Below are 25,047 nucleotides of genomic sequence, written 5' to 3' on the forward strand. Positions count from 1 at the left end.
GCTGATTTTTTTTGCCAAGGCCCGGTACAATCCGGGCCTTGTTGTTTTCATGACTTAACGCAGGATCACTATGCCGGCTTCATTCGTTCACCTACGCCTGCACACTGAATACTCCCTGGTCGACGGTCTGGTGCGGATCAAGCCGCTGGTCAAGACCCTGGTCGGCATGAACATGCCTGCCGTAGCGGTCACCGACCAGAACAACATGTGTTCCCTGGTCAAATTCTATAAAAACGCCATGGGTGCCGGGATCAAGCCGATCTGCGGTGCCGACCTGTGGCTGTCGAACAAGGATCCGGACAACCCGCTGAGCCGGATCAGCCTGTTGGTGATGAACGCCGAAGGCTACCGCAACCTCACCGAGCTGATTTCCCGCGGCTTTATCGATGGTCAGCGCAATGGCGCGATCATCATCGAGCGCGAATGGGTCGCTGAAGCCAACGCCGGCCTGATCATGCTGTCGGCGGCCAAAGAAGGCGAAATCGGCCAGGCCATGCTCAGCGGCAACCCCGCCGAGGCCGAAACTCTGGCCCGCGAATGGATGGAGGTGTTTCCGGATCGTTTCTACCTGGAAATCCAGCGCACCAACCGCCCGAACGATGAAGAACAGCTGCACGGCGCCGTGGCCCTGGCCGAGAAGCTCGGTGCGCCGCTGGTGGCGACCAATGACGTGCGCTTCATCAAGCAGGAAGACTTCGCCGCCCACGAAACCCGCGTTTGCATCGGTGAGGGCCGTGCCCTTGATGATCCGCGACGTTCGAAGAATTACAGCGATCAGCAGTACCTCAAAAGCGCCGAGGAAATGGCCGAGCTGTTCAGCGATATTCCCGAGGCGCTGGAAAACACCGTCGAGATCGCCAAGCGCTGCAATATCGAAGTGAAGCTGGGTACGCACTTCCTGCCCAACTTCCCGATTCCCGATGGCATGACCATCGACGAATACTTCCGCAAGGTCTCGTTCGAAGGTCTGGAGGAGCGGTTGGCAGTACTGCTGCCCAAAGACACCACCGAAGACTACGAGGCCAAGCGTCAGGTCTATGTCGACCGGCTGAATTTCGAGCTGGATATCATCATCCAGATGGGCTTCCCCGGTTACTTCCTGATCGTGATGGACTTTATCCAGTGGGCCAAGAACAACGGCGTGCCGGTAGGTCCTGGCCGTGGATCGGGTGCCGGATCGCTGGTGGCCTATGTGCAGAAGATCACCGACCTCGACCCGCTGGAATACGACCTGCTGTTCGAACGTTTCCTCAACCCGGAACGGGTATCGATGCCCGACTTCGACGTCGACTTCTGCATGGACGGTCGTGACCGGGTGATCGACTACGTGGCCGAGAAGTACGGCCGCAATGCGGTAAGCCAGATCATCACCTTCGGTTCCATGGCTGCCAAGGCTGTGGTCCGTGACGTAGCACGGGTGCAGGGCAAGTCCTATGGCCTGGCGGACCGTCTGTCGAAGATGATTCCGTTCGAAGTCGGCATGACCCTGGAAAAGGCCTACGAGCAGGAAGAGATCCTGCGCGACTTCATCAAGGTCGATGAAGAAGCCGCGGAAATCTGGGAAATGGCCCGCAAGCTCGAAGGCATTGTGCGTAACGTCGGCAAGCACGCCGGTGGTGTGGTGATCGCGCCAACCAAGCTGACCGACTTCTCGCCGATTTATTGCGACGAGGCCGGTGACGGCCTGGTAACCCAGTTCGACAAGGACGACGTCGAGGCGGCCGGCCTGGTGAAGTTCGACTTCCTCGGTCTGCGAACCCTGACGATCATCGACTGGGCGTTGAAAACCATCAACCGCGACCGCGCCAAGGTCAACGAGCCGCCGCTGGATATCGCGTTCATCCCGCTGGACGACAAGCCGACCTACACCTTGCTGCAAAAAGCCGAAACCACGGCCGTGTTCCAGCTTGAATCCCGGGGCATGAAAGAGCTGATCAAAAAGCTCAAGCCCGACTGCCTGGAAGACTTGATCGCACTGGTGGCGCTGTTCCGTCCGGGCCCGCTGCAATCGGGCATGGTGGACGACTTCATCAACCGCAAGCACGGTCGCGCCGAGCTGGCGTACCCGCACTCGGACTACCAGTACGAAGGCCTCAAGCCAGTACTGGCACCGACTTACGGCATCATCCTGTATCAGGAACAGGTGATGCAGATTGCCCAGGTCATGGCCGGTTACACCCTCGGGGGGGCGGACATGCTGCGTCGAGCCATGGGTAAGAAAAAACCCGAGGAAATGGCCAAACAGCGCGGTGGTTTCATTGAAGGTTGCGCCACCAACAATATCGATGCGGACCTTGCCGGTAACATTTTCGACCTGGTAGAAAAATTCGCCGGTTACGGCTTCAACAAGTCCCACTCCGCTGCCTATGGCCTGGTGTCGTACCAGACCGCGTGGCTGAAGGCGCACTACCCGGCGCCGTTCATGGCCGCGGTACTGTCGGCGGATATGCACAACACCGACAAGGTCGTGACCTTGATCGAAGAAGTGCGGACCATGAAGCTGCGTCTCGACGCGCCGGACGTGAACACTTCCGAATTCAAGTTCACGGTGAACGACGAAGGCCGGATCATCTACGGCCTGGGTGCAATCAAGGGCGTGGGTGAGGGGCCGGTCGAGGCGATTACCGAAGCGCGTCTGGCCGGTCCGTTCAAGGACCTGTTCGATTTCTGCGCGCGGGTCGACCTCAAGCGTATCAACAAGCGCACCCTCGACGGTTTGATCCGCAGCGGTGCGCTGGATCGCCTCGGGCCATATTTCCACGATGAGCAGAAAGCCTACCAGGCCAACATCGACCGCAATCGCGCGGTGCTGCTGACGGCCATGGAAGAAGCGATCAAGGCGGCCGAACAGACCGCGCGCACCCAGGACAGTGGTCACTCCGACCTGTTCGGCGGCCTGTTTGTCGAAGAAGACGCCGACGTCTATGCCAATCACCGCAAAGCCAAGGAACTGACCCTCAAGGAGCGCCTGAAGGGGGAGAAAGATACCCTCGGCCTGTACCTGACCGGTCACCCGATCGACGAATACGAAGGTGAGATCCGTCGCTTCGCCCGTCAGCGCATCATCGATCTGAAACCTGCACGTGATACCCAGACGGTCGCCGGGATGATCATCGCCCTGCGGGTGATGAAGAACAAAAAGGGCGACAAGATGGGGTTCATCACCCTCGACGACCGCTCCGGGCGGATCGAGGCCTCGCTGTTTTCCGAGGCGTTCCATTCTGCGCAATCCCTGTTGCAGACCGACGCGATGGTGGTGGTCGAAGGTGAGGTCAGCAACGACGACTTCTCCGGTGGCCTGAAGTTGCGGGTCAAACGGGTGATGAGCATGGAAGATGCGCGCACCAATCTGGCCGAAAGCCTGCGCCTGAAGCTGCATGCCAGGGACCTCAAGGGCGATCAGCTACGCTGGTTGGGCGAACTGTTGAAGCGTCACCGCGGTGCATGCCCGATCACCATGGACTACACCAGCCCTGATGCGAAGGCGTTGTTGCAGTTCGGCGAAGGCTGGCGGATCGATCCGGCGGATGCGTTGATTCAAGCCCTGCGTGACCAGTTCGGGCGAGACAACGTCTTCCTCCAATACCGTTGACGGTCAGTGCTATCAGATTGCCCTGACCTTGACCTGAATTTTTAATCTCGACCTCAGCGCGCCTGTCCCTTAAGGTAGGGCGCGAATAGACAACCGGCCGGCCCAAGATCACTTGGGACTCGACCCAAGACGGACGCCTATGAACCCGAATTTTCTAGATTTCGAACAGCCGATCGCCGACCTGCAAGCCAAGATCGAAGAGTTGCGCTTGGTCGGTAATGACAATTCGCTGAATATCGGCGATGAGATCTCCCGCCTGCAGGACAAGAGCAAAACGCTGACCGAAGACATCTTCGGCAAGCTGACCAGCTGGCAGATCGCACGTCTGGCACGTCACCCGAAACGTCCGTACACCCTGGACTACATCGAACACATCTTCACCGAATTCGACGAACTGCACGGTGATCGTCACTTTTCCGACGACGCTGCGATCGTTGGCGGTATTGCCCGTCTGGAAGACAAGCCGGTGATGGTTATCGGTCACCAGAAAGGCCGTGAAGTGCGCGAGAAGGTTCGCCGCAACTTCGGCATGCCGCGTCCGGAAGGCTACCGCAAAGCTTGCCGCCTGATGGAAATGGCCGAACGTTTCAAAATGCCGATCCTGACCTTCATCGATACCCCGGGCGCCTACCCGGGCATCGACGCTGAAGAGCGCAACCAGAGCGAAGCGATTGCCTGGAACCTGCGGGTGATGGCACGCCTGAAAACCCCAATCATCGCCACCGTGATCGGCGAGGGTGGTTCCGGCGGTGCACTGGCGATCGGTGTCTGCGACCAGTTGAACATGCTGCAATACTCAACCTACGCGGTGATCTCGCCGGAAGGTTGCGCTTCGATTCTGTGGAAAACCGCCGAGAAAGCACCGGATGCCGCAGAAGCGATGGGCATCACCGCCGAGCGCCTCAAAGGTCTGGGTATCGTAGACAAGGTGATTGGCGAGCCGTTGGGTGGCGCGCACCGTGACCCGGCCGCTGCAGCCGCATCGATCCGCGCCGAGCTGAGCTCGCAACTGGCGATGCTGAAGAAGTTCGACAACGATGCGCTGCTCAAGCGCCGTTACGATCGTCTGATGAGCTACGGCCTCTGATCTGACCAAGACGCTGTACCCCATGTGGGAGCGAGCCTGCTCGCGAAAGCGGTGTAACAGCCAACGAATGTGTTGAATGTTGAACCGTCTTCGCGAGCAGGCTCGCTCCCACATTTGATTTGTGCAAAGGGAAAGATATGGATCGGCCCGCGATTGATTTGCCTTCCAGGCTTTTGCTGAATCTTGCCCCGTGGCGCAATGCTGCGACCTGGCGCATCGCCTTCTCAGGAGGCCTGGACTCCACCGTCCTGCTGCACCTCCTTGCACACCTCGCAAAAACCGAATCCCTGCCGGCGCTGAGCGCCATCCATGTTCATCACGGCCTTCAGGCTGTGGCCGATGCGTGGCCGGCACACTGTCAGTCGGTCTGTGATGCCCTGGGTGTGCCGCTGAAGGTTGTTCACGTCAAGGTTCAGCCCGGCGCGAGTCTTGAGCGTTCCGCCCGGGATGCGCGTTATGGCGCCTTTGTCGAAGCGACTCAAGCCAATGAAGTGCTGCTGGCAGCCCAGCACCGTGACGATCAGGCGGAAACCCTGTTGTTTCGCTTGCTGCGTGGAGCCGGAGTGAGAGGTTTGTCGGGCATGCCACGCCAGCGCCCACTGGGTAAAGGGCATCTGCTGCGGCCTTTGCTCGATGCGACACGCGCTGAACTGGAAGCCTATGCGGCGGAGCATCAACTGCGCTGGATTGAGGACCCTTCCAATCAGGACCGACAATTCTCGCGCAATTTCCTGCGTCATCAGGTGTTCCCGGTGTTGACCTCGCGCTGGCCACAGGCGATGGCAACCATGGCTCGCAGTGCTGCGCATTTGAGTGAAGCCCAGGGGCTGCTTGATGAGCTGGCACAGATTGACTTGAACCAGGCACGCACCGCCAGTGAATTCGATTGGCTGGGGCTGCCATCGCTGGAACTGGCTTCGCTGGAAAAACTCTCCGCCGCGCGTCAGCGCAATGCGCTCAGCCACTGGCTCGAACCTCTGACTCGCCTGCCGGACACCGACCATTGGTCGGGTTGGGAGGACTTGCGCGACGCCACCGGCGATGCCTGCCCGGTGTGGCGGCTGGCCGATGGCGAACTGCATCGGGCGGGCGGGCGGATCTGGTGGCTGTCCGGCTGCTGGTTGCGTCCGCTACCTGCCGTCGGCGCGTGGCAGGACCCGGCTTCACCGCTGGCAATTGCGGGCAACGGTGTGCTTTCGCTCACCGGGCAAATCCCCGATGGCCCGTTACAGATCCGCTATCGTGAAGGGGGAGAGATCATGGCTTTGCCTGGTCGCGGCCATCGGGACCTGAAACGTTTGCTCAATGAAAGCGGCGTACCGTCCTTCGTGCGCGGCAGATTGCCGCTGCTCTACAAAGAGGGGCAATTGCTCGCGGTAGCGAACCTCAAAGGGCTTGATGGTGGTGTGATCGGCAACTGGCATTTGCATTGGCAGCCACTGAACGAAGATCAAGGTTTGAGCTGAAAGGGGCTTTCCGGTAGACTACGCTCCCTTCTTGATACAACTTCTGTGGATTCGCCTGAATTGCAGGAGTTGCCGATTACCAAGCAGTCTTTGCTGGGCGATTCCAAAAAATGTGTAGCGAGCAACGAACCGGTGATTCATTTTCCGGTCTGTCCCAACGCGGCGGTTTTTTTGAAAGGTGCACTGTGATTAATGCAGGTGATCGGGGGCTTCGGCCTTCCTTCGCTTTCCCCGGCGGCTCGGACCGCTTTAACGCAGACTTCTAGGGTTTTTCATGACGCGCTACATATTCGTCACGGGCGGTGTTGTTTCTTCATTGGGGAAAGGCATTGCATCGGCATCATTGGCGGCCATCCTGGAGGCGCGGGGACTTAAGGTCACCATGCTGAAGCTGGACCCGTACATCAACGTCGACCCGGGCACCATGAGCCCGTTCCAGCACGGTGAAGTGTTCGTCACCCACGACGGCGCCGAGACCGACCTGGACCTGGGCCACTACGAGCGGTTCATCCGCACGACCATGACCCAGAACAACAACTTCACCACCGGTCGTGTCTACGAACACGTCCTGCGCAAAGAGCGCCGTGGTGACTACCTGGGTGCAACCATCCAGGTGATCCCGCACATCACCGACGAAATCAAGCGCCGCATCATCAAGGGTGCTGGCGATGCCGACGTGGCAATGGTCGAGATCGGTGGCACCGTGGGTGACATCGAATCGCAACCGTTCCTCGAGGCGATCCGCCAACTGCGTTTCGAAGTCGGTGCCAAGCGCGCGATGCTGATGCACCTGACACTGGTGCCGTACATCGCCACTGCCGGCGAAACCAAGACCAAGCCAACCCAGCACTCGGTGAAGGAACTGCGTTCCATCGGCCTGCAGCCAGACGTGCTGGTCTGCCGCTCCGACCACCCGATCGATGTATCGTCGCGTCGCAAGATCGCGCAGTTCACCAACGTTGAAGAGCGTGCGGTGATCGGCCTGGAAGACGCTGACACCATCTACAAGATCCCGGGCATCCTGCACTCCCAGGGCCTGGACGATTTCGTCGTCGAGCGTTTCGGCCTGCAATGCGGCGGTGCCGATCTGTCCGAGTGGGAAGCCGTGGTCGACGCCAAGCTCAACCCTGAGCACGAAGTCACCATTGCCATGGTCGGCAAGTACATGGAGCTGCTGGACGCCTACAAGTCGCTGATCGAAGCGATGAGTCACGCCGGCATCAGCAACCGTACCAAGGTCAACCTGCGCTACATCGATTCCGAAGACATCGAGAACCAGGGCACCGCGCTGCTGGACGGCGTCGACGCGATTCTGGTTCCAGGCGGCTTCGGTCTGCGTGGCGTTGAAGGCAAGATCACCGCCGTTCAATACGCTCGCGAAAACAAGGTGCCGTACCTGGGTATCTGCCTGGGCATGCAAGTGGCCGTTATCGAGTTCGCCCGTAACGTGATGGGCTGGAAAGACGCCAACTCCACCGAGTTCGATCGTGCAAGCGGTCACCCGGTCGTGGGTCTGATCACCGAGTGGGAAGATGCCACCGGCGCTGTCGAAACCCGTACCGAAACTTCCGACCTGGGCGGCACCATGCGCCTGGGCGCGCAGGATTGCCTGCTGGAGCCGGGTTCCCTGGTTCACGGTTGCTACGGCAAGGACGTGATTGTCGAGCGTCATCGTCATCGCTACGAAGTGAACAACAACCTGCTGCCGCAAATCATGGAAGCCGGTTTGAAAATCTCCGGTCGTTCCGGTGATGGCGCACTGGTTGAAGTGGTTGAAGCACCGGATCACCCATGGTTCGTCGCTTGCCAGTTCCACCCTGAGCTCACCTCGACGCCACGCGACGGTCACCCGCTGTTCAGCGGTTTCGTCAAGGCAGCGTTGGCTCAACACCAGAAGAAGGCGTAACCCCGATGGCACAGAAGATCATCCGCGTCGGCGACATCGAGATTGCCAACGACAAACCCATGGTGCTGTTCGGCGGCATGAACGTGCTGGAAAGCCGTGACATGGCCATGCAGGTTTGCGAAGAGTATGTGAAGGTCACCGAAAAGCTCGGTATCCCTTACGTGTTCAAGGCCAGTTTCGACAAGGCCAACCGGTCTTCTGTGACCTCCTATCGTGGTCCTGGCCTGGAAGAAGGCATGCGCATCTTCCAGGACATCAAGCAAGCCTTCGGCGTGCCGATCATCACCGACGTCCACGAGCCTGATCAGGCCGCGGTCGTCGCTGAAGTCTGCGACATTATCCAGTTGCCGGCCTTCCTGTCGCGCCAGACCGACCTCGTGGTCGCGATGGCCAGGACGGGCGTAGTGATCAACATCAAGAAAGCCCAGTTCCTCGCGCCCCAGGAAATGAAGCACATCCTGAACAAGTGCGTGGAAGCGGGTAACGATCAGTTGATCCTCTGCGAGCGTGGTTCGAGCTTCGGCTACAACAACCTGGTCGTCGACATGCTCGGCTTCGGCATCATGAAGCAGTTCGAATATCCGGTGTTCTTCGACGTGACCCACGCGCTGCAAATGCCCGGCGGTCGCTCCGATTCCGCCGGCGGTCGTCGCGCCCAGGTCACCGACCTGGCGAAGGCCGGCATGAGCCAGTCGCTGGCCGGCCTGTTCCTGGAAGCCCACCCGGATCCGGACAACGCCAAATGCGACGGTCCTTGCGCCCTGCGTCTGGACAAACTGGAGCCATTCCTGGCCCAGCTCAAAGCTCTGGACGAGCTGGTGAAGAGTTTTCCGACGGTAGAAACCGCGTAATCCTCAATTCTCCGGTAAAGTACCGCACGATTTAACGCTCAGGCCCTCGGGCCTGAGCCTTGTCGTCTGCAAGACTGCCCGCTGCACCTCGCTTGCCGACGATCAAAGATTTCCTACAGCTGCGTCGTTTTCGTCAACTTTGGAGTGTTTACAACAATGGCTAAAATCGTCGACATCAAAGGTCGTGAAGTTCTCGACTCCCGTGGCAATCCCACCGTGGAAGCGGACGTGCTTCTCGACAACGGCATCATCGGCAGTGCCTGTGCGCCGTCCGGTGCTTCCACTGGCTCGCGTGAAGCGCTCGAGCTGCGTGATGGCGACAAGAGCCGTTACCTGGGCAAGGGCGTCCTCAAGGCCGTGGCCAACATCAACGGTCCGATTCGCGACCTGTTGAAAGGCATGGACCCAAGCGACCAGAAAGCGCTCGATCTGGCAATGATCAAGCTCGACGGTACTGAAAACAAAGGTTCCCTGGGCGCCAACGCGATCCTCGCCGTTTCCCTGGCCGCGGCCAAGGCAGCAGCACAGGACCAGGATCTGCCGTTGTACGCTCACATCGCCAACCTGAACGGCACCCCGGGTGTCTACTCGATGCCGGTTCCGATGATGAACATCATCAACGGCGGCGAGCACGCCGATAACAACGTCGACATCCAGGAGTTCATGGTTCAGCCGGTTGGCGCCAAGTCCTTCTCGGAAGGTCTGCGCATGGGCACCGAGATTTTCCACCACCTCAAAGCCGTGCTGAAGGCCCGTGGCCTGAGCACTGCCGTCGGTGACGAAGGTGGTTTCGCTCCGAACCTGGCTTCCAACGAAGATGCTTTGAAAGTGATCTCCGAAGCCGTAGCCAACGCCGGTTACAAGCTGGGCACCGACGTGACCCTGGCCCTGGACTGCGCGGCCAGCGAATTCTACGAAGACGGCAAGTACAACCTGTCCGGCGAAGGCCAGGTGTTCACCGCTGAAGGTTTCGCTGATTACCTCAAAGGCCTGACCGAGCGTTACCCGATCATCTCCATCGAAGATGGCCTGGACGAGTCCGACTGGGCTGGCTGGAAAATCCTCACCGACAAGATCGGCGAGAAGACCCAACTGGTAGGCGACGACCTGTTCGTGACCAACACCAAGATCCTGAAAGAAGGCATCGACAAGAAGATCGCCAACTCGATCCTGATCAAGTTCAACCAGATCGGCACCCTGACCGAAACCCTGGAAGCCATCCAGATGGCCAAGGCTGCCGGTTACACTGCCGTGATCTCGCACCGCTCCGGCGAAACCGAAGATTCGACCATTGCCGACCTGGCTGTGGGCACCTCGGCTGGCCAGATCAAGACCGGCTCGCTGTGCCGTTCCGACCGCGTTTCCAAGTACAACCAACTGCTGCGTATCGAAGAGCAGTTGAACGGCAAAGCCAAGTACAACGGTCGCGGCGAATTCCGCGGTTGATAGAGTGCCGTGCCTCGCCAATACTGCTCATTTTTGACGGTGCCTGTTGTCGCCATACTGCGTTGCCGCTCCTCGCCATAGCCAGCTATGACTCGTCGCGGCGCCTTGTCTGACAACAACAGTCACTCGTCAAAAAGGAGCGTATTGGTGAGGCACGGCACTGCTTGGTAAAAAAGACACCGGATTGTGTCGGAAAAATCGCTACAGCGACGTTTTTGCCACTAATCTGATGCCTTATAAGCACAAGCCTGGTTCTTCCAGGCTTCGTGCTATCAGTAGCTCCATGTTTTGGTATGGCTGTCTTTTTTCACTGGATACCTGATATTCGATGCGCAGTCCCAATTGGTTGTTCCTCGTCTTGCTCCTGCTGCTGGCTGGCCTGCAATACCGCCTGTGGGTGGGTAATGGCAGCCTGGCGCAAGTGGCCGACCTGACTCAGCAGATCGCGGATCAGCAGGCCGAGAACCAGACATTGCTGGAGCGCAACCGGGTGATGGACGCCGAAGTCAGCGAGCTGAAAAAAGGCATGGAGACCGTTGAAGAGCGGGCTCGCCATGAGTTGGGCATGGTCAAGGACGGTGAAACCCTTTACCAGTTAGCCCAATGATCAAGTCGTTACCGGCCTTCTGGGCCGTGATTCCTGCCGCGGGCGTCGGTGCCCGTATGGCCGCGGACCGTCCCAAGCAATACTTGCAACTGGGCGGGCGCACTATTCTCGAACACAGCCTCGGCTGTTTCCTTGATCATCCAGGCCTGAAAGGCCTGGTGGTCAGTCTTGCTGTTGACGATCCTTATTGGCCGAACCTGGCGTGTGCCAGTGATCCGCGGATTACCCGGGTCGAGGGCGGTTCCGAACGTTCGGGGTCGGTGCTCAATGCGTTGCTGCATTTGCACGCACAGGGTGCTGACGATGAGGATTGGGTTTTGGTTCACGATGCCGCACGGCCGAACCTCAGTCGTGATGACCTGGACAGGCTGCTGGCTGAACTGGCTGACGATCCTGTCGGCGGACTGCTGGCGGTCCCGGCGCGGGATACGCTCAAGCGCGTCGACAAGCACGGTCGTGTGCTCGAAACCGTGGATCGCAGCGTGATCTGGCAGGCCTACACGCCGCAGATGTTCCGCCTTGGGGCGTTGCATCGGGCATTGGCGGACAGTCTGGTGGCTGATGCGGTGGTTACGGATGAAGCTTCGGCGATGGAGTGGGCGGGTTCTGCGCCGCGACTGATCGAAGGGCGGTCCGACAACCTCAAGGTTACGCGTCCTGAAGACCTTGAGTGGTTGAGACAGCGTTGGGCCAATCGTCACTGATTGACATTGGTTTTGTGCTGCCCCCAATCGCGAGCAAGCTCGCTCCCACAGGGTTCAATGGAGTTCACAAGATTTGTGTTCAGCACCGGACACTGTGGGAGCGAGCTTGCTCGCGATGGCGACAGTTCAGTCAGTAAATTTTTAGCGGTACTGGAGGGTGTACTGAGGTTTGTGTAAACGGTCATTAGGCGCACACTGCCTTTCCCAAGGAGTTTCAATGACCGAGCCAAAGCGCACCAAACGAGTCAAACCCGACCCTGAGCTGGTGAGGCTGGCCGACAGTCTGTTGGCCAATTACCGAAAGCCTGAGGATTTGATCGGCGAAAATGGCTTGCTTAAGCAGCTCACCAAGATGCTTGTCGAGCGCGCCCTGGAAGCTGAAATGACCGAACACCTGGGTCATGACAAAAGCGCAGCGGTGACCAATGCAGAAGGAAATGCACGCAACGGCCATAGCGGCAAGACGCTCAAGGGCGATTTTGGCGAGCTACCGCTGGAGATTCCCCGTGACCGTCAGGGTATGTTCGAGCCCCAGCTGATTTCAAGCACCAGACACGCTGGACCGGCTTCGATGACAAGGTGATTTCACTCTACGCCCGTGGAATGACTGTTCGGGAAATCCAGGGACATCTGGGAAATGTATGGAACCGAGGTCTCTCCCAGCCTCATCTCGGCGATCACCGACGCGGTCAGTGAAGAGGTCAAGGTCTGGCAGTCGCGCCCTCTGGACGAGCTCTACCCGATCCTTTACCTCGATTGCATTCACGTCAAAGTGCGCGACAGTGGCGCAGTCAGAACCAAAGCGGTTTACCTGGCCATTGGCGTCAACATGGACGGTCGCAAAGAGGTGTTAGGGCTGTGGATCGCCCAGACGGAAGGCGCCAAGTTCTGGCTGCAAGTCGTTACAGAGCTTAAAACCCGCGGGGTAAAGGACATTTTCATTGCCTGCGTAGATGGGCTCAAGGGCTTCCCTGAAGCCATCGAAGTGGTCTATCCGCAAGCATCGGTTCAACTGTGCATCGTGCACATGGTGCGCAACAGTCTGAAGTTCGTGTCCTACAAGTATCAGCGCGAGGCCGCCGCTGACCTCAAACTCATCTACCGCTCGACGACCGTTGAAATGGCCGAGCAAAAGCTGACCGACTTCGAGGCCAAGTGGGATGATCGATACCCTCTGATCAGCCAGTCATGGCGCAAAAACTGGGCGAGAGTCATCCCCTGTTCGATTATCCACCGGAGATCCGCAGGGTGATTTACACCACCAACGCCATCGAGTCGATCAACATGAGCTTGCGCAAGGTCACCAAAAGCAGAGCCTCATTCCCGACTGACGATGCGGTAATGAAGCTCTTTTATCTGGCGCTGAACAACATCAGCAAGAAGTGGACAATGCCAATCAGGGACTGGGCGGGGGCCTTGAACAGGTTCAGTATCCAGTTCGAAGACAGGCTTTTGCAGGATTAACAGCAACCCCGTTTACACAGAATTCAGTACACCCCCCGGTACTGCCACGGTCAATCTAACTCCGATACTCCGGCCTTTCAGCCAACCCTTCCTTCAAAAAATCCACCAGCTTGCGCACCTTCGGCGACAAATGCCGTTGCTGTGGGTACAGGGCCCAAACCGCAGTGTTCGGCGGTTGGTGCGCTTCCAGCAATGAAATCAACGCGCCACTATTCAAATGCTCCAGCACGTAATAGTCCGGCAACTGACACAACCCTACGCCCTGTAGCGCGGCATCCAGTACTGCTTGCCCACTGTTGCAGCGCCAGTTTCCCTGCACCCTTTGCGAAAATTCCCGCCCGTTCTGTTCCAGTTGCCAGAGGTCCGAGCTGCCGATGAGGCAGTTGTGCCGGCTCAGTTCCGACAAACTGTGTGGCCGACCGTAGCGTTCCAGGTAGGAAGGTGATGCACAGAGAAACATCCGTCGTGGCGCAAGGCGGGTGGCGACCAGTCGCGAATCCTGCAGGCGGCCCAGGCGGATGGCGAGGTCCAGGCCTTCATGTACCAGGTCGAGTTGCCGGTTGGTCAGTTCAATATCAATCCGCAGTTGCGGATAGAGTCCCATGAAGCGTGTCACCAGCGGCACGATGAAGCGTTCACCGTAAGCCACGGCGCAGGTCATGCGCAGCATGCCTTTGGGCTCGCTGGTCAAGTCGCCGACCGCGCGCAACGCCTCTTCACGTCCATCCTGCAGGCGTTGGCAGTGCTGCAGGAAGGTTTGCCCTGCCTCGGTCAGCGTGACCCGGCGGGTGCTGCGGTAGAGCAAACGGGTTTGCAGGCGTTCTTCGAGGCGTACAATTTGTCGACTGATGTGGGATGAAGAAACCCCGAGGCGTTCCGCGGCAGCGGTGAATTGGCTGCATTCGGCCACGGCGACAAATTCGTCGATTCCTTCCCAGCGGTTTTCGGACATGGATGATTATCCCTGTGCAGCAATAATGTTTTGCTTTTGTCCGGATTATTCACTGTAAGGAGCTGTATTACACTCCCTGTCTCGTTTTCTTCACTGGAGAGTCATCATGATCAAGTCGCGCGCCGCCGTTGCCTTCGAGGCCAAGAAGCCCCTCGAAATCGTTGAAGTCGATGTCGCCATGCCCAAGGCTGGTGAAGTGTTGCTGCGCGTGGTGGCCTCCGGTGTCTGCCATACCGATGCCTACACCCTGTCCGGGGCCGACCCGGAAGGCATCTTTCCGTCGATCCTCGGCCACGAAGGCGGTGCGATTGTCGAGGCGATCGGCGAGGGCGTGACGTCCGTTGCCGTCGGCGACCATGTGATCCCGCTGTACACCCCGGAATGCCGAAAGTGCAAATTCTGCCTGTCGGGCAAAACCAACCTCTGCCAGGCCATCCGCGCGACCCAAGGCAAAGGCTTGATGCCGGATGGCACCTCTCGTTTTTCCTACAAGGGCGAGACGATTTTCCACTACATGGGGACCTCGACCTTTTCCGAGTACACCGTGCTACCGGAAATCTCCGTGGCCAAGATCGCCAAAGAAGCGCCACTGGAAAAAGTCTGCCTGCTGGGTTGCGGTGTCACCACCGGTATCGGCGCGGTGCTGAACACCGCCAAGGTGAAACCGGGTGATACCGTGGCCATTTTCGGCCTCGGCGGCATCGGTCTGTCGGCCGTTATCGGCGCCGTAAAAGCCAAGGCCGCCCGGATCATCGCCATCGACATCAACCCGGCCAAATTCGAGATCGCCAAGCAGCTGGGTGCAACCGATTGCGTGAACCCGAAAGACTTCGATCGTCCGATCCAGGAAGTCATCGTCGACATGACCGATGGCGGCGTCGACTTCTCCTTCGAATGCATCGGCAACGTGCAGTTGATGCGTGCCGCGCTTGAGTGCTGCCACAAGGGTTGGGGCGAGTCGGTGATCATCGGGGTGGCCGGTGCCGGCCAGGAAATTTCAACCCGTCCGTTCCAGTTGGTCACCGGCCGCGTCTGGCGCGGTTCGGCGTTCGGTGGCGTGCGCGGCCGTACCGAGTTGCCGAGCTATGTGGAAATGGCCGAGACCGGTGAAATTCCGCTGGATACCTTCATCACCCACACCATGGGCCTGGAAGATATCAACAAGGCGTTTGACCTGATGCATGAAGGCAAAAGCATCCGTAGCGTCATCCATTTCTGAGGTCGGTCATGAGCCTGGAAAATATCTCCTGCCAGAAAAGCTTCGGCGGCTGGCACAAGCGCTACCGGCACCGCTCCGATGTGCTCGGCTGTGACATGGTGTTTGCTGTGTACCTGCCGCCGCAAGCGGAGCAGGGCGGCAAGCTGCCGGTGTTGTACTGGTTGTCCGGCCTGACCTGTACCGACGAGAACTTCATGCAAAAGGCTGGCGCCATGCGCATGGCCGCCGAGTTGGGACTGATCATCGTCGCACCGGACACCAGCCCTCGCGGTACTGATGTGCCGGGCGATCCGGATGGTGCCTGGGACTTCGGCCTCGGCGCCGGGTTTTATCTGAATGCCACCCAGGAGCCATGGTCGCGCCACTATCGGATGCATGACTATGTCGTGCAGGAATTGCCGGCATTGGTTGAAGCCCATTTCCCGGCGTCGGACAAGCGCGGCATCAGCGGCCACTCCATGGGCGGCCATGGTGCGCTGGTTTGCGCGTTGCGTAATCCGGGGCGTTATCTGTCGGTGTCGGCGTTCTCGCCGATCAACAATCCTGTGGATTGTCCGTGGGGGCAGAAGGCCTTTTCCCGTTACCTGGGAGAGGACCGTTCGAAGTGGCGCGAGTGGGATGCCTGTGCACTGATCGCTGAGGCCGACGAAAAGCTGCAGCTGCTGGTCGATCAGGGTGATCGTGATGATTTTCTGGCCACCCAGCTAAAGCCTGAAGCCCTGCAACAGGCAGCAAAATTGGCCGATCATCCGCTGACGTTGCGTCTGCAACCGGGCTACGACCACAGCTATTTCTTCGTTGCCAGTTTTATCGATGATCACTTGCGGCATCACGCGCATGCTTTAGTGCCCAGTCTCGCAAGTACTGTTCCTTTTTGACGGCGTCTGTTGCCATCATGCTGCGTTGCCGCTCCTCGCCATAGCGGGCTATGACTCGTCGCGACGCCTTGCCTGATGGCAACAGCCACTCGTCAAAAGAGGAACGTACTTGTGAGACAGGACACTAGCTGCCCAATAGCAGGTAGAATCACGCCCTGACAAAAATCGGGGCGTTTTTTATGCGTATTGGCCACGGCTATGATGTGCACCGTTTCGCTGAAGGCGATTTCATCACTCTGGGCGGTGTGCGCATTGCACACAGTTTCGGATTGCTCGCTCACTCTGACGGTGACGTCCTCTTGCACGCCTTGAGCGATGCCTTGCTCGGCGCTGCGGCGCTGGGAGACATCGGCAGGCATTTCCCGGATACCGACCCGCAATTCAAAGGCGCCGACAGCCGTGCGCTGTTGCGTCACGTCGTCGCACTGGTCCATGCCAAAGGCTGGAAAGTCGGCAACGTCGATAACACCATTGTCGCCCAGGCGCCGAAAATGGCCCCGCATATCGAATCGATGCGCGCGCTGATTGCCGCGGATCTTCAAGTAGAGTTGGATCAAGTGAACGTTAAAGCTACCACCACCGAAAAGCTCGGCTTCGTCGGTCGCGAAGAAGGCATTGCCGTGCACTCCGTTGCCTTGTTGCTGCGCGCATGAACGAACTGCAATTGCTCGGCCCGCGGGCTTATGGTGAGGTCCTCGGCACGGCGGTACTGAAAGCGATCGCGGAAGATTTTCAGGTCGACGAAGTCCTCGACATTCCCCTGAGCGGCGAAGGCGAACACCTGTGGATCTGGGTGGAAAAGCGCGGTCTGAACACAGAAGAAGCGGCGCGGCGGATTGCCAAGGCTGCGGGTGTGCCGCTGCGTACCGTCAGTTACGCAGGGCTCAAGGACCGTCAGGCGTTGACCCGTCAATGGTTCAGTGTGCAATTGCCGGGCAAGGCCGACCCTGATCTGTCGGCCGCGGAAAACGAGACGCTGAAGATTCTCAAGACCACCCGCCACAAGCGCAAACTGCAACGCGGTGCGCACTCGGCCAACGGCTTCACGTTGCGCCTGACGCAATTGGCTGGCGACAAGACAGCGATTGAGGAGCGTCTGCAACTGATCGCCAAACAGGGCATCCCCAATTATTTTGGTGCTCAGCGCTTCGGCCATGACGGCGGCAATGTTGTCGATGCCCGCGCCTGGGCCGCGCGCAAGGCCTTGCCGGAGCAGCGCAACGTGCGCTCGCGGCTGCTCTCCACGGCACGCAGTTTTCTGTTCAATCAGGTGCTGGCCGCTCGTGTCGCCGATGGCACCTGGCAGCGTGCCCAGGTGGGCGATCTGCTGGCGTTCACCGACAGCCGCAGCTTTTTCCCGGCAGGCGAAGCCGAGTGCAGCGACCCGCGCCTGGCGATTCTCGATCTGCACCCGACCGGTCCGCAGTGGGGCGAAGGTGACTCGCCGACCACGGGCGCTGTCCATGAACTGGAGCAGGCGATTGCTGCACGCGAAGCGGACCTTCGCGATTGGTTGATCAGCGCCGGAATGAGCCACGAACGTCGCATCCTGCGGCTGCCCATTGGCGGGTTGACGTGGCATTATCCCTCGCTGGACATTCTGCAACTGGAATTCGTCCTGCCGGCCGGATGCTTCGCCACCGTATTGGTGCGCGAGCTTGTTGATCTGGTGCCGGTGGGGCAGACGGACAGCCCATGCGTATTCTGATTTCTAACGACGATGGGGTAACCGCACCCGGTCTCGCCGCGCTACATGCTGCGCTGGCGGATTACACCGAATGCGTGGTTATCGCCCCGGACCAGGACAAAAGCGGCGCCAGCAGTTCGCTGACGCTCGACCGTCCGTTGCACCCGCAAACCCTGGCCAACGGCTTTATCAGCGTGAACGGCACGCCAACCGATTGCGTGCACCTGGGCCTCAACGGCCTGCTGGAGCGCGAAGCGGACATGGTGGTTTCCGGTATCAATCTGGGCGCGAACCTGGGGGACGATGTCCTGTATTCCGGTACGGTGGCGGCGGCCCTTGAGGGGCGTTTCCTGAAGCTCCCTTCGTTTGCCTTCTCACTGGTCTCACGCCAGGTAGAGAACCTTCCCACAGCTGCCTATTTCGCGCGCAAACTGGTCGAAGCCCACGCTGACCTGGATCTGCCACCGCGCACGGTACTGAACGTGAACATTCCCAATTTGCCGCTGGACCGTATCCGCGGTATCCAGTTGACTCGACTGGGCCATCGCGCCCGAGCCGCGGCACCAATGAAGGTGGTGGATCCACGGGGCAAGTCCGGTTACTGGATCGCGGCGGCCGGGGATGCCGAGGATGGTGGCCCGGGTACCGATTTCCATGCGGTGATGCAAGGTTATGTTTCGATCACGCCACTGCAACTGGATCGCACGTTCAATGATGCCTTCAGAAGTCTGGACGGCTGGCTGGAGGGGCTGCGCTGATGAGTCGCGAACAAGACGATATGCTGCGCCGCGGCATCGGCATGACTTCCCAGCGTACCCGGGAGCGACTCATCCAGCGCCTGTACGAGGAAGGCATTTCCAATGCCAGGGTGCTGGAGGTCATTCGCCGGACCCCGCGCCACCTGTTCGTCGACGAAGCGCTGGCGCACCGTGCCTATGAAGACACGGCGCTGCCGATTGGCAATAACCAGACCATCTCCCAGCCTTATATGGTGGCGCGCATGAGCGAGCTGCTGCTGGAAGCCGGTCCTCTCGACAAGGTGCTGGAGATCGGTACCGGGTCGGGTTATCAGACAGCGGTACTGTCGCAACTGGTCGAGCGTGTGTTCTCGGTCGAGCGCATCAAGGTTCTGCAGGATCGGGCAAAGGAACGCCTGGTCGAACTGAACCTGCGCAACGTGGTGTTCCGCTGGGGCGATGGCTGGGAGGGCTGGCCGGCACTGGCGCCATACAACGGGATTATCGTCACCGCAGTGGCGACCGATGTGCCCCAGGCACTGCTTGACCAGTTGGCACCGGGAGGGCGAATGGTGATCCCGGTCGGGTCCGGTGAAGTCCAGCAGTTGATGCTGATCATCCGCGAGGAACAGGGTTTTTCCAGGCATGTTCTGGGGGCTGTGCGCTTCGTGCCATTGCTCAATGGGCCACTGGCCTGAGCATTTGTTTCGACACGCTGAATTCTCTTCGATTGCCTTTGTCTTACAGCGGCATCGTTCGGTTGAACGGGATTCATCGTCAGGCAGCAAACGTGTGCGCGACACCGATTCGCCACATAAAAGGTAAAGCGTGCACGGCCCGTTATACTTGCGACACTTCATGCCGGACTCCGGTATTTAACATTTTCAGCCACCACAGAGGGAGCGGCGGGTGAGTCTCACAGTCATTGCGCAGCGTATGAGTAAAACGAGCTTTCAGCGCCTGGTGACTGGCCTTGTCTTGAGCACCTTGCTGGTCGGTTGTTCCAGCAACAAATCCAGCGATGTTCGTGTGGTGGACCGCAACAATGCCGCGGCCCAGCGTCCAGCCGTGACCACCGGACAATACGTCGTTCGGCCCAAGGACACCCTGTTCTCCATCGCCTTCCGTTACGGCTGGGACTACAAGGCTCTTGCGGCACGCAACAACATTGCAGCGCCTTACACCATCCATCCGGGTCAGACGATTCGCTTTGACGGTCGTAACGATTCAGCGTCGACGGCGGTGGTCAGTTCGTCCAGTTCAACACCTTCGTCGTCGAGTAAAACCACGATCATCCGTCGTCCGGTAAACGGTTCGACCACCAGCACAACGACGGTTGTACCGTCCGTCGCGAACAAGCCTGCACCTGCTCCATTGCCCCCTCCCGGGCCAGCCCCGACCGGCTGGGGATGGCCATCTAATGGCATTCTGATTGGAAAATTCTCTTCAAACGGTAGTTTGAATAAAGGAATTGATATCGCCGGGGATTTGGGACAGCCTGTTTTAGCTGCGTCTGATGGGACGGTGGTTTATGCCGGGAGTGGCTTAAGGGGCTACGGCGAACTGGTGATCATCAAACACAGTGAAACCTACGTCAGTGCCTACGGACATAACCGCAGGTTGTTGGTTCGGGAGGGGCAGCAGGTCAAGGTTGGGCAGACAATTGCCGAAATGGGGTCAACGGGTACAGACCGGGTGAAACTGCATTTTGAGATTCGCCGCCAAGGTAAACCTGTAGATCCGCTGCAATTCCTGCCACGTCGTTGATCGCTTACCAGCCTGTTCCGTCGCGTAGAGGGGACAGGCTCCAGCGTTGCCAGGGATAAAGGCGCCGCTTGAGCTTGAGGTCGAACTCACCAAAGGACTATAACAATGGCTCTCAGTAAAGAAGTGCCGGAGTTTGACATCGACGATGAGGTTCTCCTGATGGAGAGCAGCATCGATACGGATTCGATGTCGAATGATGAAGGGGCGGCTCCACCTTCCGTTCGTGCCAAATCCAAACACTCCGCATCGTTGAAACAACACAAGTACATTGACTACACGCGGGCACTTGATGCCACGCAGCTGTACCTCAATGAAATTGGTTTCTCTCCCCTGCTGTCACCCGAAGAAGAAGTTCATTTTGCGCGCCTGTCGCAAAGTGGCGATCCGGCCGGGCGCAAACGCATGATTGAAAGTAACTTGCGGCTGGTGGTGAAAATCGCCCGACGTTACGTCAATCGTGGGCTGTCGCTGCTGGACCTGATCGAAGAGGGCAACCTCGGCTTGATCCGGGCGGTGGAGAAGTTCGATCCGGAACGCGGTTTCCGCTTCTCGACCTACGCGACCTGGTGGATTCGCCAGACCATCGAACGCGCAATCATGAATCAGACCCGGACCATCCGGTTGCCGATCCATGTGGTCAAAGAGCTGAACGTGTACCTGCGGGCCGCGCGAGAGCTGACGCAAAAACTCGACCATGAACCCTCACCCGAAGAAATCGCCAACCTGCTGGAAAAACCGGTGGGAGAGGTCAAGCGTATGCTCGGCCTTAACGAGCGGGTTTCTTCGGTCGACGTCTCGCTGGGTCCGGATTCGGATAAAACCCTGCTGGACACTCTCACTGACGACCGCCCAACCGATCCATGCGAACTGTTGCAGGACGACGACCTGTCCCAGAGCATCGATCAATGGCTTTCGGAACTGACCGACAAGCAACGCGAGGTGGTTGTACGCCGCTTCGGTCTGCGGGGTCATGAAAGTAGCACCCTTGAAGACGTGGGCCTGGAAATTGGCCTGACCCGGGAGCGGGTCAGACAGATTCAGGTGGAAGGCTTGAAGCGGCTGCGCGAGATCCTGGAAAAAAATGGCCTGTCGAGCGAGTCGTTGTTCCAGTAAGGCACTCACTGCGATGGCATGAAAAACCCCGACTGGCTCGGGGTTTTTTTTTGCCTGTCCCCGGGGACAGAATCCGCTCTGGATTGTGGTTTCGTGCTGTAAGCCTTGGCTTACTCTTGCGTAAGTGTTCGTTATTTTTACACCCCGACCGTTGTCTATGCTGAGCACAGAACGCATCTAACATTATGATTTATAATATTATTTTTTATGGTTGATGATGTGTGGCAGTCAGATTTCACCCCAGGGGGCGATTGATCCCGGAGGGGAAAGCTCTAATATTCAGGCTGTGTCAACGGACAGACACACCCTTCAAGGATGGGGGGAAAGGACATCGCAGGAAGCGATTCATCAGGACGATGAAAAGGAACACAGGGAATAGGGAAAAAATGCGGGCGGGTCAAACCGCCCCTTTTTTTGCCCGCTGAAAAGCAAAAAGGCCCTTGTGGGGCCTTTTTCGCGAACGCGGGGGTAATCAGCGTTCGAGGTCTGCGATCTTGCCTGGCTTGCCATCCCATTCTGCGGAATCGGGCAGCGGATCTTTGCGTTCGGTGATGTTCGGCCAGATATCGGCCAACTCAGCGTTCAGCTCGATGAAGTTTTCCATGCCGGCCGGAACTTCATCTTCGGAGAAGATAGCCACGGCAGGGCATTCAGGTTCGCACAGCGCGCAATCGATGCACTCATCCGGGTGGATCACCAGGAAATTCGGGCCTTCGTAAAAGCAGTCCACCGGACAGACTTCTACGCAGTCGGTGTACTTGCACTTGATGCAGTTGTCGGTGACGACGAAGGTCATTTCTAATTTTCTCCTCAGGCGCGGCTTGCTGCGCCCCTTCTCGTAGGGGTCGCCAGGTTCGGGAGCGATAGTCTGCTGGCCAGGCTATTAGCCAGCAGCATCCCAAACCGCGCGAGATTCTAACAGCTTGCAAGCCGCTGCGTTAGATCCGTGTCTTTAGTGTATAGAGCATTTCGAGAGCACGACGTGGTGTCATGTCGTCCAGATCGAGCTTGGCCAGTTCCTCCAGCACCGGGTGCGGCAGGCTGGCAAACAGGTCGCTTTGCATTGGCGCAGCCGGCTTACCTTTGGCCGGTGCAGGCACCTCATGGGGCAGGGCGGTGTCTTCCAGGCGGCTCAAATGCTCGCGAGCACGGGTGATGACCTCAGTCGGTACGCCCGCCAGTTGCGCAACGGCCAGGCCATAACTCTGGCTGGCCGGCCCAGGCAGCACGTGGTGCAGGAACACGATGCGTTCATTGTGCTCGGTGGCATTGAGGTGCACGTTGGCCACCAGTGGCTGGGCTTCCGGCAGGACAGTCAGTTCAAAGTAGTGGGTGGCGAACAGCGTGTAGGCACGCAGGTGTGCCAGGCGTTCGGCTGCCGCCCATGCCAGGGACAAACCGTCGAAGGTGCTGGTGCCGCGCCCGACTTCGTCCATCAGTACCAGGCTGCGTTCAGTGGCGTTGTGCAGAATGTTCGCGGTTTCGCTCATTTCGACCATGAATGTCGAACGCCCGCCGGCCAGGTCATCGCTGGAGCCGATCCGGGTGAAGATGCGGTCGACCAGTGACAATTCGCAACTGGCCGCTGGCACGAAGCTGCCGATGTGCGCCAGGAGCACAATCAAGGCGGTCTGACGCATGTAGGTGGATTTACCACCCATGTTCGGGCCGGTGATCACCAACATGCGGGTGTTGTCGTCCAGGCTCAGGTCGTTGGCCACGAACGGCGTGGTCAGCACTTGCTCGACCACCGGGTGACGACCCTGGCTGATGCGCATGCACGGTTCGCTGACGAAGCGCGGGCAGTTCAGGTCGAGGTTCAGTGCACGCTCGGCCAGGTTGCTCAAGACGTCCAGTTCGGCCAGGGCGCCAGCGGTGTCCTGCAACGGTGGCAACTGGGCGATCAGGTCTTCGAGCAGCGCTTCGTAAAGCATCTTCTCGCGGGCCAGGGCGCGGCTCTTGGCTGACAGTGCCTTGTCTTCGAAGGCTTTGAGTTCCGGCGTAATGAAACGCTCGGCGCCTTTGAGCGTCTGGCGGCGAATATAGTCGGCAGGTGCCGATTCCGCCTGCTTGCTCGGCAGTTCGATGAAGTAACCGTGGATGCGGTTGTAACCGACCTTCAGGTGCGACAGACCGGTGCGGGCCTTTTCCCGTGCCTCGAGGTCGATCAGGAATTGTCCGGCGTTTTCGCTGAGCGACTGCAATTCGTCGAGTTCGCTGTCGTAGCCGGTTTTCAGCACGCCGCCGTCACGAATGACTGCAGGCGGGTTGTCGATGATGGCTTTTTCCAGCAGGGCCGCCAGTTCCGGGTAGGTGCTGGTGATGGTGGCGAGTTGCTGGAGGTGCGGCGCTTCGAGCTCGGTCATTGCCACTTGCAGGTCGGGCAGTGCGCCGAGGGCGTCACGCAAGCGGGCGAGGTCGCGCGGGCGGGCATTGCGCAGGCCGATCCGCGCAAGAATCCGCTCGATGTCACCGATTTCCTTGAGCTGCGGTTGCAGTCTTTCGAAGCGGTAACCGTCGAGCAGGCAAGTGATCGATGTCTGACGCGCCAGCAGCACCGTCAAATCGCGTAACGGGCGATTCAGCCAGCGGGTCAGCAGGCGGCTGCCCATGGCGGTCTGGCAACGGTCCACCACCGATTGCAGAGTATTGTCGCGGCCACCGGCCAGGTTGGTGTCGAGTTCCAGGTTGCGACGGCTGGCGCCATCGAGCACCACGGTATCGTCCAGGCGCTCATGGCGCAGGCTGCGCAAATGGGGCAGGGCGGTGCGCTGGGTTTCCTTGGCGTAGGCCAGCAGGCAACCGGCGGCACCGATAGCCAGGGTCAGGTTTTCGCAGCCAAAGCCCTTGAGATCCTGGGTCGAGAATTGCTGGCACAGGCTTTTGAGCGCCGAATCGCGCTCGAAATCCCACGGCGCACGGCGACGCACACCGCGGCGTTTTTCCGCCGGCAAGTCCTTGGGCCAGTCATCCGGGATCAGCAGTTCCACCGGGTTGACCCGCTCCAGTTCCGCCAGCAGGTTTTCCCAACCCTTGATTTCCAGCACGCTGAAGTTGCCACTGGTGATGTCCAGCACCGCCAGGCCGAACAGGCGCTCATCACCCAGAACGGCGGCGATCAGGTTGTCCCGACGCTCGTCGAGCAGCGCCTCGTCACTCACCGTCCCCGGCGTGATGATGCGCACAACCTGCCGCTCCACCGGCCCCTTACTGGTGGCCGGGTCGCCGACCTGCTCGCAGATCACCACCGATTCGCCAAGCTTCACCAGTTTTGCCAGGTAACCCTCGGCGGCATGGTAGGGAATCCCGCACATCGGAATCGCTTGCCCGGCCGACTGCCCGCGGGCGGTCAGGGTGATGTCCAGCAACTTGGCGGCCTTCTTCGCGTCCTCATAGAAGATCTCGTAGAAGTCGCCCATGCGGTAGAACATCAACTGGTCCGGGTGCTGGTTTTTCAGGCGCCAGTACTGCTGCATCATCGGGGTGTGGGAGGACAGGTCGGAGACGGCTTTATTCATCGGATTGTCAGGAAGCTCGTTGAAAGAGGTGGGGCAAAAGCGGGGCAATGGCC

General features: G+C 59.1%; 19 protein-coding genes and 1 pseudogene. 17 read left to right on the forward strand and 3 right to left on the reverse strand.

Annotated features, from left to right (window positions below):
- Positions 1–70 precede the first annotated feature (70 nt).
- The 9 genes and pseudogenes from dnaE to RS887_RS15575 all read left to right on the forward strand — a co-directional run bounded on the left by dnaE (position 71) and on the right by RS887_RS15575 (position 13,123).
- On the forward strand, positions 71–3,592 hold the full coding sequence (dnaE, locus tag RS887_RS15535) for a DNA polymerase III subunit alpha (protein ID WP_322616048.1): 3,522 nt from the start codon (positions 71–73) through the stop codon (positions 3,590–3,592).
- Between the two features lie 139 nt (positions 3,593–3,731).
- Complete coding sequence (locus RS887_RS15540) at positions 3,732–4,679, forward strand: acetyl-CoA carboxylase carboxyltransferase subunit alpha (RefSeq protein WP_111281373.1); 948 nt, start codon at positions 3,732–3,734, stop codon at positions 4,677–4,679.
- 137 nt (positions 4,680–4,816) lie between these two features.
- On the forward strand, positions 4,817–6,145 hold the full coding sequence (gene tilS / locus RS887_RS15545; RefSeq protein ID WP_322616049.1) for a tRNA lysidine(34) synthetase TilS: 1,329 nt from the start codon (positions 4,817–4,819) through the stop codon (positions 6,143–6,145).
- 274 nt (positions 6,146–6,419) lie between these two features.
- On the forward strand, positions 6,420–8,051 hold the full coding sequence (locus RS887_RS15550; RefSeq protein ID WP_322616050.1) for a CTP synthase: 1,632 nt from the start codon (positions 6,420–6,422) through the stop codon (positions 8,049–8,051).
- Positions 8,052–8,056: 5 nt separating this feature from the next.
- A complete protein-coding gene (kdsA, locus tag RS887_RS15555; RefSeq protein ID WP_322616051.1) occupies positions 8,057–8,902 on the forward strand; it encodes a 3-deoxy-8-phosphooctulonate synthase in 846 nt (281 codons plus the stop codon).
- 156 nt (positions 8,903–9,058) lie between these two features.
- Complete coding sequence (gene eno, locus RS887_RS15560) at positions 9,059–10,348, forward strand: phosphopyruvate hydratase (protein WP_008019783.1); 1,290 nt, start codon at positions 9,059–9,061, stop codon at positions 10,346–10,348.
- Positions 10,349–10,676: 328 nt separating this feature from the next.
- Positions 10,677–10,955, forward strand: coding sequence for a cell division protein FtsB (gene ftsB / locus RS887_RS15565; protein WP_008019784.1), 279 nt, complete (start codon positions 10,677–10,679; stop codon positions 10,953–10,955).
- Positions 10,952–11,659: a 2-C-methyl-D-erythritol 4-phosphate cytidylyltransferase gene (gene ispD / locus RS887_RS15570; RefSeq protein WP_322616052.1), complete on the forward strand. Its 708-nt coding sequence runs from the start codon at positions 10,952–10,954 to the stop codon at positions 11,657–11,659. Before ftsB ends, ispD begins: the two co-directional genes overlap by 4 nt.
- Before the next feature lie 352 nt (positions 11,660–12,011).
- A pseudogene (locus RS887_RS15575) lies at positions 12,012–13,123 on the forward strand (IS256 family transposase).
- A gap of 55 nt (positions 13,124–13,178) precedes the next feature.
- Here the strand turns inward: RS887_RS15575 and RS887_RS15580 are convergent.
- The gene (locus RS887_RS15580; protein WP_111281389.1) at positions 13,179–14,075 is read right to left on the reverse strand and encodes a LysR substrate-binding domain-containing protein; all 897 of its coding nucleotides are present in this window, start codon (positions 14,073–14,075) and stop codon (positions 13,179–13,181) included.
- Between the two features lie 106 nt (positions 14,076–14,181).
- Here RS887_RS15580 and RS887_RS15585 point away from each other — a divergent pair, with 106 nt between their 5' ends.
- From RS887_RS15585 to rpoS, 8 genes are all read left to right on the forward strand, one after another.
- Positions 14,182–15,294 (forward strand): S-(hydroxymethyl)glutathione dehydrogenase/class III alcohol dehydrogenase, encoded by a 1,113-nt coding sequence (locus RS887_RS15585; protein ID WP_008019788.1) that lies wholly within the window; start codon positions 14,182–14,184, stop codon positions 15,292–15,294.
- A gap of 8 nt (positions 15,295–15,302) precedes the next feature.
- Positions 15,303–16,172: an S-formylglutathione hydrolase gene (gene fghA / locus RS887_RS15590; RefSeq protein WP_322616053.1), complete on the forward strand. Its 870-nt coding sequence runs from the start codon at positions 15,303–15,305 to the stop codon at positions 16,170–16,172.
- A gap of 179 nt (positions 16,173–16,351) precedes the next feature.
- The gene (ispF, locus tag RS887_RS15595) at positions 16,352–16,825 is read left to right on the forward strand and encodes a 2-C-methyl-D-erythritol 2,4-cyclodiphosphate synthase (RefSeq protein WP_322616054.1); all 474 of its coding nucleotides are present in this window, start codon (positions 16,352–16,354) and stop codon (positions 16,823–16,825) included.
- The gene (gene truD / locus RS887_RS15600) at positions 16,822–17,880 is read left to right on the forward strand and encodes a tRNA pseudouridine(13) synthase TruD (RefSeq protein ID WP_322616055.1); all 1,059 of its coding nucleotides are present in this window, start codon (positions 16,822–16,824) and stop codon (positions 17,878–17,880) included. The genes ispF and truD overlap by 4 nt, the downstream gene beginning before the upstream one ends.
- Complete coding sequence (gene surE / locus RS887_RS15605; RefSeq protein ID WP_322616056.1) at positions 17,868–18,617, forward strand: 5'/3'-nucleotidase SurE; 750 nt, start codon at positions 17,868–17,870, stop codon at positions 18,615–18,617. Before truD ends, surE begins: the two co-directional genes overlap by 13 nt.
- Before the next feature lie 41 nt (positions 18,618–18,658).
- Positions 18,659–19,294, forward strand: a complete 636-nt coding sequence (locus RS887_RS15610; RefSeq protein ID WP_177323574.1) for a protein-L-isoaspartate(D-aspartate) O-methyltransferase — start codon at positions 18,659–18,661, stop codon at positions 19,292–19,294.
- Between the two features lie 211 nt (positions 19,295–19,505).
- Positions 19,506–20,363, forward strand: coding sequence for a peptidoglycan DD-metalloendopeptidase family protein (locus RS887_RS15615; protein WP_111281398.1), 858 nt, complete (start codon positions 19,506–19,508; stop codon positions 20,361–20,363).
- A 105-nt stretch (positions 20,364–20,468) separates the two neighbouring features.
- Complete coding sequence (rpoS, locus tag RS887_RS15620) at positions 20,469–21,476, forward strand: RNA polymerase sigma factor RpoS (protein ID WP_007990225.1); 1,008 nt, start codon at positions 20,469–20,471, stop codon at positions 21,474–21,476.
- 472 nt (positions 21,477–21,948) lie between these two features.
- Here rpoS and fdxA read toward each other — a convergent pair whose 3' ends face one another.
- Together fdxA and mutS are read right to left on the reverse strand one after the other, a co-directional pair.
- Positions 21,949–22,272, reverse strand: coding sequence for a ferredoxin FdxA (gene fdxA / locus RS887_RS15625; protein WP_057400862.1), 324 nt, complete (start codon positions 22,270–22,272; stop codon positions 21,949–21,951).
- Positions 22,273–22,414: 142 nt separating this feature from the next.
- Positions 22,415–24,994: a DNA mismatch repair protein MutS gene (gene mutS / locus RS887_RS15630; protein ID WP_322616057.1), complete on the reverse strand. Its 2,580-nt coding sequence runs from the start codon at positions 24,992–24,994 to the stop codon at positions 22,415–22,417.
- Between the last annotated feature and the right edge of the window lie 53 nt (positions 24,995–25,047).

The organism is Pseudomonas sp. BIC9C, from assembly GCF_034541995.1.
Taxonomy (GTDB): Bacteria; Pseudomonadota; Gammaproteobacteria; order Pseudomonadales; family Pseudomonadaceae; genus Aquipseudomonas; species Aquipseudomonas fluorescens_CC.

Coding starts and splice junctions, on each gene's coding strand:
- dnaE (WP_322616048.1), top strand. CDS start 71: ATGCCGGCTTCATTCGTTCACCTACGCCTGCACACTGAATACTCCCTG.
- RS887_RS15540 (WP_111281373.1), top strand. CDS start 3,732: ATGAACCCGAATTTTCTAGATTTCGAACAGCCGATCGCCGACCTGCAA.
- tilS (WP_322616049.1), top strand. CDS start 4,817: ATGGATCGGCCCGCGATTGATTTGCCTTCCAGGCTTTTGCTGAATCTT.
- RS887_RS15550 (WP_322616050.1), top strand. CDS start 6,420: ATGACGCGCTACATATTCGTCACGGGCGGTGTTGTTTCTTCATTGGGG.
- kdsA (WP_322616051.1), top strand. CDS start 8,057: ATGGCACAGAAGATCATCCGCGTCGGCGACATCGAGATTGCCAACGAC.
- eno (WP_008019783.1), top strand. CDS start 9,059: ATGGCTAAAATCGTCGACATCAAAGGTCGTGAAGTTCTCGACTCCCGT.
- ftsB (WP_008019784.1), top strand. CDS start 10,677: ATGCGCAGTCCCAATTGGTTGTTCCTCGTCTTGCTCCTGCTGCTGGCT.
- ispD (WP_322616052.1), top strand. CDS start 10,952: ATGATCAAGTCGTTACCGGCCTTCTGGGCCGTGATTCCTGCCGCGGGC.
- RS887_RS15580 (WP_111281389.1), bottom strand. CDS start 14,075: ATGTCCGAAAACCGCTGGGAAGGAATCGACGAATTTGTCGCCGTGGCC.
- RS887_RS15585 (WP_008019788.1), top strand. CDS start 14,182: ATGATCAAGTCGCGCGCCGCCGTTGCCTTCGAGGCCAAGAAGCCCCTC.
- fghA (WP_322616053.1), top strand. CDS start 15,303: ATGAGCCTGGAAAATATCTCCTGCCAGAAAAGCTTCGGCGGCTGGCAC.
- ispF (WP_322616054.1), top strand. CDS start 16,352: ATGCGTATTGGCCACGGCTATGATGTGCACCGTTTCGCTGAAGGCGAT.
- truD (WP_322616055.1), top strand. CDS start 16,822: ATGAACGAACTGCAATTGCTCGGCCCGCGGGCTTATGGTGAGGTCCTC.
- surE (WP_322616056.1), top strand. CDS start 17,868: ATGCGTATTCTGATTTCTAACGACGATGGGGTAACCGCACCCGGTCTC.
- RS887_RS15610 (WP_177323574.1), top strand. CDS start 18,659: ATGACTTCCCAGCGTACCCGGGAGCGACTCATCCAGCGCCTGTACGAG.
- rpoS (WP_007990225.1), top strand. CDS start 20,469: ATGGCTCTCAGTAAAGAAGTGCCGGAGTTTGACATCGACGATGAGGTT.
- fdxA (WP_057400862.1), bottom strand. CDS start 22,272: ATGACCTTCGTCGTCACCGACAACTGCATCAAGTGCAAGTACACCGAC.
- mutS (WP_322616057.1), bottom strand. CDS start 24,994: ATGAATAAAGCCGTCTCCGACCTGTCCTCCCACACCCCGATGATGCAG.